This is a genomic window from Spirillospora sp. NPDC049652 (assembly GCF_040675125.1).
Classification (GTDB): domain Bacteria; phylum Actinomycetota; class Actinomycetes; order Streptosporangiales; family Streptosporangiaceae; genus Spirillospora.
Map to the genome: position 1 here is coordinate 1 of NZ_JBFAOF010000204.1, position 9,568 is coordinate 9,568.

Here is a 9,568-nt window from a genome sequence, read left to right on the forward strand (position 1 = left end):
ACCGCGTCGCCCAGCGTTCCGCGCCGTGTGTGCCTGCACGCTCCGCCGCCCCCGCCCACGTCCGCCCCGGCGTCCCACGCCCATGCGCCGTGCGCCCTGCCGCCTCGCGCACTCGGCGTCCCGTGGACCGCGCGGGCCTTGCGCACCTTGGCTACTGCGTGCCTGCTCGCACTCCGCCCGTCCCGCGTACCTCGCACCCCGGCGGTCCGTGCCCGCGCGCCGTGCGTCCTGTCCGCGCCGCGCGTGCCGTTCGCCTTGCGCCTTGGGGGCCGCGCGTTCTGCGGGTTTGTGCGGTCCTTCGGCTTTGGGTGAGGGGTGGGTCAGGGTTTGGGGGGTTGGTTGAGGGTGAGGCGCATGCAGGTGCCGGGGCCGTGGGTGGCGGGGAGGGCGGTGATGGTGCCGTTCTGGGCCTCGGTCAGGCGTTTGACGATGTAGAGGCCGAGGCCGATGCCGCCGAAGCGGCGGCGGTCGCCGGCTTCGCCCTGGACGAAGCGTTCGAAGATGCGCTCGTGGTCGCCGGGGGCGATGCCGATGCCCTCGTCGGTGACGGTCACAACCAGGTGGGGGCCCTCGGCGTACGCGCGGACGCGGACGACGCCCCCGTCCGGGGAGTACTTGAAGGCGTTCTCCAGGAGCTGGCCGAGGACGATGTCGGTCGCGAGCGGATCGCCCTGGCAGTACGGCAGGTCAGGGGGGAGGTCCAGCTCGACACGGTGCAGCGGGGACAGGGAGCGGAACCCGGCGACCACGCCGCTGACCACGTGCGCGAGGTCGAACGCGTCGATGGTGACGGCGAGTTCGTCGGCTCCGGCGCGGGAGCCGAGCAGCAGGTGCTCCACCAGCCGGGCCAGGGACTCGGCGCGGTCGGCGATGGTGGCGACGGCGGTGCGGCGGTCGGCGTCGGGCAGCTCGTCCCAGCGGTTGACGAGGGTGCTGGCGAAGCCGCGGACGACGGTGATCGGGGTGCGCAGCTCGTGGCTGGTGGTGGCGAGGAACAGGTCCTTCGCCTCCTCCAGCGCCTTGGCCTCGGAGACGTCGCGGAAGTCGACGACCAGCTCGTCGGTCTCGTCGATCCAGGCGGCCAGCACTTCCAGCCACACCCCGGACGGCAGCCGCAGCGTGCGGATGCTGCCGGGCGCGGGCGGGGCGAACGGCAGCGGACGGCCGAGCACCTGGTCGGTCGCGACGCCGGTGAGGCGGGTGGCGGCCGGGTTCCACTGGCAGACCAGGCCGTCCCGGTCGAGGACGGCGATCCCGTCCGCGCTCGCGTCGATGACCGCGCGTTCGTGCGCGCGCTGCCGGACGGCCTCGGCGTACGCCACGGCGTTGCCGACCGCGACCCCGGCGTGCCCGGCGAGCAGTTCCAGCAGCTCCAGCTCGGTGTGCCCGGGCCGGCGGCCGGAGAACAGCGCGTACAGCGCGCCGTACGGCCGGTTCTGCAGGTACGACAGGCCGAGCGTGATCGTGTGCAGGCCCGGCAGCTCCGACCAGATCAGGTCGCCGAGCCGCCGCTCGCCGCCCGCGAGCTTGATGGTCTTGCCGGTGCGCAGCAGCTCCCCGACCAGGCTGGACCGCAGGTCGGCGGTGGCGCCGCGCATGCGTTCGGGCAGGCCGGTCAGGCTGACCAGCCGCAGCCGCTCGCCCTCGATCCGGACGAAGCCCGCCGCGTCCGCGCCGGTGAGCTCGATCAGCGCCGCGGTGATGCGGTCGAGCACGACGGCCAGGTCGAGCTCGGCGTTCAGGTCGGCGACGATGTCGTTCAGCCGCCGGACGAGCCGGGCCCGCTCGGCCATGTGGTGCTGTGCGACCTCGTCCTCCTCGACCGGGTGGTAGACGCCGACCCAGCCGAGCGGCTCGCCGCGGGCGTCCCGCAGCAGGCTCGTGTCGATCCGGACGTCGATCAGCGTCCCGTTCCGGCAGAACCGGCGGGTCGCGATCGAGATGCGGCCGGTGTCGCCCTCCCCGGGCCGCCGGGTGAGCAGCCGCTCCTGCACCGCGTTGTGCTCGGCGGTCAGCTCGTCCGGCACGATCGGCGGGACCCGCCCGGTCATCTCGGCCGCCGTCCAGCCGAACATCCGCTCGGCCGCCGGGTTCCACACCGTCACGCGGTGCTCGTGGTCCACGGCGACGATCGCATCGGCGGCGCTCTCGATGACGGCGCGCGCGATCGGATCGTGGACCTGGAGTTGCACGCCCTCATGCTGCCACCGCATCACCTCCTCCTGCCGGGCAACCACTGGTGAAAGGTCTCACCGCACCGACCCCGCCGGCCGAAAACTCTCGTCTCTCGTCGCACAGCCACCTCCCCCGTCGCCTCCAGTCTCCGTCACCCCGCACGTCCGGCGAAAGTTGACCGCCGATCTGTGGACAACTACCGAAGACCCAGCTCAGGCCTCCCCCGGAGCGGGGGAGGCCTGAGCTGAGGGAGTGCGGTCAGGCGGTGGCGCCGGACTCGGAACGCCGGGTGAGCGGACGCAGCAGGAGGGCGGCGGCCGCGGCGGCCAGGAAGGAGAACAGGGAGGCGCTCATCCAGGACGCCGGGGTGAAGTGGAGCCCTTCCTGGACGTTCTGCCAGAGGTCGGTCCAGTGCGCCACGGTGCCGGGGTTGATGAGCTGGTAGACGGCGATGCCCACGAGCCAGGCGGCGATCATGTTCCAGCGGGCGGGGGCGGAGCGGGCGGTGTTCCAGCCGCGGCGGCCGCTGCCGAGGAAGAAGTCGGCGGCGAGGACTCCCAGCATGGGGACGAACACCGATCCGATCAGCGACAGGAAACTGGCGTAGTCGTTGATGTCCAGGGCCAGCGCGAGGACGGTGATCAGCACGCCCAGCGCCACCGACAGGACGCGCCGGTCGGCACGCGGAACGAGGTTCTGGATCGAGACGGCCGTCGAGTAGACGTTCGCGAACGACTGGTCGGCCTCCCGCAGGACGAAGATCGCGAAGATCAGCGCGCCCAGCGTGACGTGCAGGAACGGGTCGTAGATCCGGGACGAGTCGCCCGCCACCAGGGCCAGCGCGAACAGGCCGAGCACGTAGGCGATGATCTGCGTCACGGAGTAGCCGACCGCCGCCGAGCCGAACGCGGCCCGCTGCGTCCGGGAGTGCCGGGTGTAGTCGGCGGCCACCGGGACCCACGAGATCGACACCGCGAGCGCCGCGTCCGCGCCGATCCAGAACCCGCCCCAGGACCCCTTGTTCAGGTCGGGCAGCGGCTCCCGCAGCAGTTGGATGTAGAAGTAGACCAGCGCGACGCAGACCGCGACCGTCACGTACCGGCGCAGCAGCCGCACCGATCCGAGCGGCCAGATCGTCAGCACGGTCGTGATCACACCGGCCGCGACCACGTAGACCCAGCGCGGGACGCCGTCGTACAGGGCCCGCGCCGCGCCTGCGATCGTGATCAGCTCGAAGGTGCCCCAGCCGATCAGCTGCGCGATGTTCAGCACGGTCGGCAGGTAGGACGGCCGGGCCCCGAAGAGCCCGCGCAGCAGCACCATGGCGGGCTGGCCGGTGCGCGCGCCGGGGACGGCGGCCAGCCCCAGCATGAGGCCGCCGATCAGCGTTCCGACGATCATCGCGGTGATGCCCGCCATGATCGAGATGGTCGGGCGGCCGTCCTCGGTCGGCGCGAGGACGGTGTACGCGCCGGAGAACGCCAGCAGGCTGACGCCGAGGTTGGCCCAGAAGGCCGACTGGTCCCAGAAGCCCAGCACCCTGGGCGCGGGCTGGTCGAGGGTGTACGGGGCCTCGTCGCGCGGCGCGCGGACGGATTCCTGGTGCACAGCGGACACTGCACGCTCCCTACGCCGGCATTACCCGGACAGGTTCATGCGGTCGGCGGCGCCGCGTTCTGCCGCCCTCTCAGCCCGGTTGGCCCGAGCTCCCGCGGTGTTCCATTAAGACTGGGCGAATCGTACATCGAACGCTCCAGGGAGCGGAACGCCCAATCCCCCGGCCTCCATTCCCCCCCCAGGGCGTGGACCACGCGACGAACGGCCCGGTCCCGCGTCCAACTCCGGCCCGCCCCGGCCCCAGCCCGGTGTTGGAGACCAGGGCGACTATGGGGATGCGGGCGGCGGCCGGTGTCAGGCGACGTGGGGTGGGGCGTCGGTGTGGCCGTCGAGGGGACGGCCCGCCTCGGCCCAGCGCTTCATCCCGCCGTCCACGTTCCGGGCGATCCAGCCCGCCTGGTTCAGCGCGATCGTGACCTGCGCGGACCGCATCCCGGACCGGCAGATGACGAAGATCTCGCGGTCCTGGGGGATCTCGGCGGCGCGGTCGCTCAGCTCGCCCATCGGGATGTGGACCGCGTCCGGCGCGTGCCCGGCGTCCCACTCGTACTGCTCGCGGACGTCCAGAAGGTAGGCGTCCTGCGGCACCTCGGCGGCGTCCACGGCCGGGACGTCGTTCCCGAAGTTCATCCGAACCTCCCAAAGATCCCCTGCCATGGGCGGCCGGGGCACTCGAAACCTACAGATCCGAGCATGAATCCCATCATGCTCCAGCCCCTTCTCCGGCCGTCCGCCCACCCGCCGTCAGCGGTCTCAACCTGCCCGCGCCCCGGCTGGCCGCCCACCCGCCGTCAGCGGTTCCACCCTGCCCGCGCCCCGGCCGGCGGCGCACCCTCCGGCTTGCCCGATCAGCGCATTCGGGCGGAGAACGTGGAACCGTGCCGCCCGCCGCAACGTCGAATCCTCTATGCGGTATCGGATGCTCCTTTTCACGCCGGCCGCCCTGGCTCTGGTGATGTCGGCCGCCTCCTGCGGCTCCGAGCACGCCAAGTCGGGGACGCCGGCCACCCCGCCGAAGGACAAGGTCGCGCCCAGCTCCCCCGCCAACCACCTGACCGTGAGCGTCCGGGCCTCGGTCCAGGCGCCCGCCAAGACATGGTCGCTGACCTGCGATCCCGTCGGCGGTGACCATCCCAAGGCGGCCCAGGCGTGCGCGGCCCTGGCGAAGGCCCCGGACGCGTTCAAGCCCGTCCCGCCGGACATGATGTGCACCAAGATCTACGGGGGACCGGAGGTCGCCACGGTCAAGGGCACCTGGCACGGGAAGCCGGTCGACACCCGGTTCACCCGGACGGACGGCTGCCAGCTGGCCCGCTGGAGCAAGGTCGCCCCCCTCTTCGGCGACGTCCCGCCCGTCCGCTGACCAGCGGTCCAGTCCGGCAGAACCCTCGACGCGCGCGGCCCGACGCGATACCGATCCGGGCGTCGGGCTATTTGAGGAGGCGGGAGAGGCGGCGGTCGGCCAGGGGCTTGCCGCCGGTCTGGCAGGTGGGGCAGTACTGGAGCGAGGAGTCGGCGAACGACACCTCGCGGATGGTGTCGCCGCAGACCGGGCACTTCTGGCCGGTGCGGCCGTGCACGCGGAGGCCGGTCTTCTTCTCGGCCTTGAGGTCCTGCGCGGCGAGGCCGCCGGAGCGGGCCACGGCGTCGCGCAGGGTGTCGACGATGGCGTCGTAGAGGGTCTGGACCTCCTCGCCGGTGAGCGAACTCGCGATCTTGAACGGCGACATCCGGGCGACGTGCAGGACCTCGTCGGAGTAGGCGTTGCCGATGCCCGCGACGATCCGCTGGTCGCGCAGGAGGCCCTTGATCTGGGTGCGCTTGCCGCCGACGATGCCCGCGAGCGTCTCCACCGTGAAGGACGGGTCGAGCGGGTCGGGCCCGAGGGAGGCGACGCCCTCCACGTCGGACGGGTCGCGCACGACGTAGACCGCCAGGCCCTTCTTCGTGCCCGCCTCGGTGAGGTCGAAGCCGGAGCCGTCGTCGAGGTGGACGCGCAGGGCGAGCGGGTTCTTGCCGCCGGGGCGGACGGGCTTGACCGGCATCTCGTCGCGCCAGCGCAGCCAGCCGGCGCGGGCCAGGTGGACGACCAGGTGCAGCCCGTCCACGTCGATGTCGAGGAACTTGCCGTGCCGGGCCACGCCGGTGACCGTGAGGCCGCCGAGGGACGTGACGGGCGGGTCGTAGGTCTTCAGCGCGGAGATGGCGAGGACGTCGACGCGGGCGACGGCGTGGCCGACCGCGCGCTCGCGCAGGAACGCGGCGAGCGACTCCACCTCGGGAAGCTCGGGCATGCTTCACATTATCCGAGGTCCGCCCGCTGTCCACAGCGCTGTGGAAAGCTGTGGAAAACCTTGCGCCCGCCGTCGGCAACCCCGGTGCGGACGACGTTCGCGCCGGATATACCTTGGCAAATGACCCCGATACGGCGGCTCGCGCGTGACGGCCGCCGCATCGGCACATGTGGATAACCAGCCCGCGCCGGCCCGCGTCGGCCCGTGCTCCGGGCTCGAACAGGGGACGCCGCAGGCCCTCACCAGGCCCGTTTCCGGCCCTCACGACGCCCGGCCCCGTCCGGGACGCCCCGTGGCGGGCACCCCCCGGCGTGGCGGCACGACCGGACGTATCACCAGATAGCCCCACAAGGTGATGCGAGTCACGCAATAACCCCTAGGGGGTAGGGGTTGCAGCCAGCGAGAGGCTGTGGCAACATGAGGGCACGAGATACCCCCCAGGGGTACCGAGGAAAACAGCGACACACGACCGAGGAGTCAGGGACATGAGCACCGCCACCTACACCGTCACCGGAATGACCTGCGGCCACTGCGTCGGCTCGGTCAAGCAGGAGGTCGGCTCGATCAGCGGCGTCACCGACGTCCAGGTGGAGCTGGCCAGCGGCAAGGTGACCGTCACCAGCGAGACCCCGCTGGACGACGCCGCCTTCCGCTCCGCCATCGACGAGGCCGGATACGAGGTCGCCTGACCTTGTCGGGTGGCGCCGCGGCGGACCGCCTGAGAGCGGAACGCCGCGGCGCCCGAAGCCGCCGGGAACGGGCCGGAAGGACGGATGGCGATGAGGACGACGACAAGAGTTGGCGCGTACGTGCTGGGCCTGGCGGCCGTCTTCGGCGGCGCGCTGGGGGTCGGCACGGCGACCGGGTCGGTGGGTGCGAAAGCGGAGACGCACCAGATGGCCGGCGAACACAAGGGTGAGAACGGAGAAGGCGACATGGGCGGCGAGCACGGCGGGGCGCACGGCGGGCACGGCGGCGGCAGCGCGACCGGTACCCCCGGGGGGCTCCAGGTCTCCACGGAGGGCTACACGCTGGCCCTGCAGAACCCCACGGTCGCCACCGGCGCCAAGACCGACTTCAAGTTCAGCATCACGGGTCCGGACGGACAGCCGGTCACCCGCTACAACCCGCTGCACGGCAAGGACCTGCACTTCATTCTGGCCCGCCGCGACCTGTCGGGCTTCCAGCACCTGCACCCGACCCCGGTCGGCGGCGGCGTCTGGTCCGTCCCGCTGACGCTGACGGACGCCGGGGCCTACCGGGTGTTCACCGACGTCAAGCCGGTGGGCGCCGAGAACCAGCTCACCCTCGGCGCGGACATCTTCGCCCCGGGCGACTTCCAGCCCAAGGACGTCCCGCAGCCGGAGCAGGTCGCGAAGGTCGACGGCTACGAGGTCACGCTGAAGGGCGACCTGACGCCCGGCAAGCCGAGCCCGCTGACCCTGAGCGTCAGCAAGGACGGCCAGCCGGTCACGAACCTGGACCCGTACCTGGAGGCCTACGGCCACCTGGTCGCGCTCCGCGCCGGTGACCTCGCCTACCTGCACGTCCACCCGGAGGGCGAGCCCGGCGACGGCAAGACCAAGCCCGGCCCCGACATCACCTTCGACGCGGACGTTCCGAGCGCGGGCACCTACCGCCTGTACCTGGACTTCAGCCACGGCGGGAAGGTCCGCACGGCCGAGTTCACCGCCGTCGCCAAGTAACACCCCCGCACACACAGACTTCCCCCTAAGACGCGTAGCAGCGGAAGCGCAGACGCGCCGGAACGCGAAAGGAGCAGCGATGGCCGCGCAAGCCCCTCCCACAGGCCACATCGAGCTGGCGATCGGCGGGATGACCTGCGCTTCCTGCGCCGCCCGCATCGAGAAGAAGCTCAACCGGATGGACGGCGTCACCGCCACGGTGAACTACGCGACCGAGAAGGCGTCGGTCCAGTTCCCCGAGGGGGTGACCGCCGATGACCTGATCGCCACCGTCGTGAAGACCGGCTACACCGCCGAGCTTCCCAAGCCGCCGAAGAGCGCCGGGTCGGACGAGCCGGCGGAGCCCGCGGACGAGCTGAAGCCGCTGCGGCAGCGGCTGATCACGGCCCTGGTCCTGTCGGTCCCGGTGATCGCGTTCGCGATGGTCCCGGCCCTGCAGTTCAAGAACTGGCAGTGGATGTCGCTGGTGCTGGCCGCGCCCGTCGTGGTCTACGCCGGATGGCCGTTCCACCGGGCCGCCTGGACGAACCTGCGGCACGGCGCCGCGACGATGGACACGCTGGTCAGCCTGGGCACGCTCGCCGCGTTCGGCTGGTCGCTGTGGGCGCTGTTCCTCGGGAACGCGGGCACGCCGGGCATGAAGCACGGCTTCGAGTTCTCGATGACCCGCTCGGACGGCTCGTCCAACATCTACCTGGAGGCGGCGTCCGGCGTCATCGCCTTCATCCTGGCCGGGCGGTACTTCGAGGCGCGCTCCAAGCGGCGCGCCGGCGCGGCCCTGCGCACCCTGCTGGAGCTGGGCGCCAAGGACGTCGCGGTGATCCGCGGCGGCGCCGAGCAGCGCATCCCGATCGACCAGCTCAACGTCGGCGACGTGTTCGTCGTCCGGCCCGGCGAGAAGATCGCCACCGACGGTGTCGTCGAGGAGGGCACGTCCGCCGTGGACGCCTCCCTGCTCACCGGCGAGTCGGTGCCGGTGGAGGTCTCGCCCGGCGACGCGGTGGTCGGCGCGACGGTGAACGCGGGCGGACGGCTGCTCGTCCGCGCCAGCCGGGTCGGCTCCGACACCCAGCTCGCGCAGATGGCGAAGCTGGTCGAGGACGCGCAGACCGGCAAGGCCCAGGTGCAGCGCCTCGCGGACCGGATCTCCGGGGTGTTCGTGCCGATCGTGATCGCGCTCGCCGTCGCGACGCTCGGCTTCTGGCTCGGCACCGGCGACGGCGTGGCCGCCGCCTTCACCGCCGCGGTGGCCGTCCTGATCATCGCCTGCCCGTGCGCGCTGGGCCTGGCCACGCCGACCGCGCTGCTGGTCGGGACGGGCCGGGGCGCCCAGATGGGCATCCTGATCAAGGGCCCGGAGGTGCTGGAGTCGACCCGCAAGGTGGACACCGTCGTGCTGGACAAGACCGGCACCGTGACCAGCGGCCGGATGGCGCTCGTCAAGGTCGTCGTCGACCCCGCCGCCGAGACCGGCGAGGACGAGGTGCTGCGGCTGGCCGGGGCGCTGGAGGACGCGTCGGAGCACCCGATCGCCCAGGCGATCGCCAAGGGCGCGACGGAGCGGGTGGGCGAGCTGCCCAAGGTGGACGACTTCGGCAACATCGAGGGCCTCGGCGTCCAGGGCGTGGTGGACGGGCACGGCGTGCTCGTCGGCCGGCCGAAGCTGCTCGCCGAGTGGGAGCAGCACCTGACCCCGGAGCTGGAGCGGGCGATGGCCGACGCGGCGGCGCGCGGCGAGACCGCGGTGGCGGTCGGCTGGGACGGCCGGGCCCGCGC

At 72.3% G+C, this 9,568-nt stretch carries 8 protein-coding genes and 1 riboswitch; of the genes, 4 read left to right on the top strand and 4 right to left on the bottom strand.

The features are described 5' to 3' along the window. Positions 1-320 precede the first annotated feature (320 nt). The 3 genes from AB0J52_RS15910 to AB0J52_RS15920 form a co-directional block, all read right to left on the bottom strand. Positions 321-2,213 carry a sensor histidine kinase gene (locus AB0J52_RS15910; RefSeq protein ID WP_500182322.1) on the bottom strand — a complete coding sequence of 631 codons (1,893 nt, stop codon included), beginning with the start codon at positions 2,211-2,213 and terminating at the stop codon, positions 321-323. Between the two features lie 220 nt (positions 2,214-2,433). Beyond that, entirely contained in the window at positions 2,434-3,792 is a 1,359-nt protein-coding gene (locus AB0J52_RS15915) for a purine-cytosine permease family protein (protein ID WP_500182323.1), read from the bottom strand. Then, positions 3,782-3,898: riboswitch (TPP riboswitch) on the bottom strand. Its footprint overlaps the gene before it by 11 nt. A gap of 188 nt (positions 3,899-4,086) precedes the next feature. Beyond that, the gene (locus AB0J52_RS15920; protein ID WP_500182324.1) at positions 4,087-4,422 is read right to left on the bottom strand and encodes a rhodanese-like domain-containing protein; all 336 of its coding nucleotides are present in this window, start codon (positions 4,420-4,422) and stop codon (positions 4,087-4,089) included. Positions 4,423-4,711: 289 nt separating this feature from the next. On the opposite strand from AB0J52_RS15920, the gene AB0J52_RS15925 reads away from it, so the two are divergent. Further along, positions 4,712-5,155, top strand: coding sequence for an SSI family serine proteinase inhibitor (locus AB0J52_RS15925; RefSeq protein ID WP_500182325.1), 444 nt, complete (start codon positions 4,712-4,714; stop codon positions 5,153-5,155). 67 nt (positions 5,156-5,222) lie between these two features. Here the strand turns inward: AB0J52_RS15925 and AB0J52_RS15930 are convergent, their stop codons facing one another. Further along, on the bottom strand, positions 5,223-6,086 hold the full coding sequence (locus AB0J52_RS15930; protein ID WP_500182326.1) for an Fpg/Nei family DNA glycosylase: 864 nt from the start codon (positions 6,084-6,086) through the stop codon (positions 5,223-5,225). A 485-nt stretch (positions 6,087-6,571) separates the two neighbouring features. Between AB0J52_RS15930 and AB0J52_RS15935 the strand changes: the two genes are divergently transcribed. The 3 genes from AB0J52_RS15935 to AB0J52_RS15945 all read left to right on the top strand — a co-directional run. After that, complete coding sequence (locus AB0J52_RS15935; RefSeq protein ID WP_500182327.1) at positions 6,572-6,775, top strand: heavy-metal-associated domain-containing protein; 204 nt, start codon at positions 6,572-6,574, stop codon at positions 6,773-6,775. A gap of 90 nt (positions 6,776-6,865) precedes the next feature. After that, complete coding sequence (locus tag AB0J52_RS15940; protein WP_500182328.1) at positions 6,866-7,792, top strand: DUF8832 domain-containing protein; 927 nt, start codon at positions 6,866-6,868, stop codon at positions 7,790-7,792. A gap of 79 nt (positions 7,793-7,871) precedes the next feature. Further along, positions 7,872-9,568, top strand: a 1,697-nt coding sequence (locus AB0J52_RS15945; protein ID WP_500182329.1) for a heavy metal translocating P-type ATPase, incomplete at its 3' end; no start/stop codon positions are given.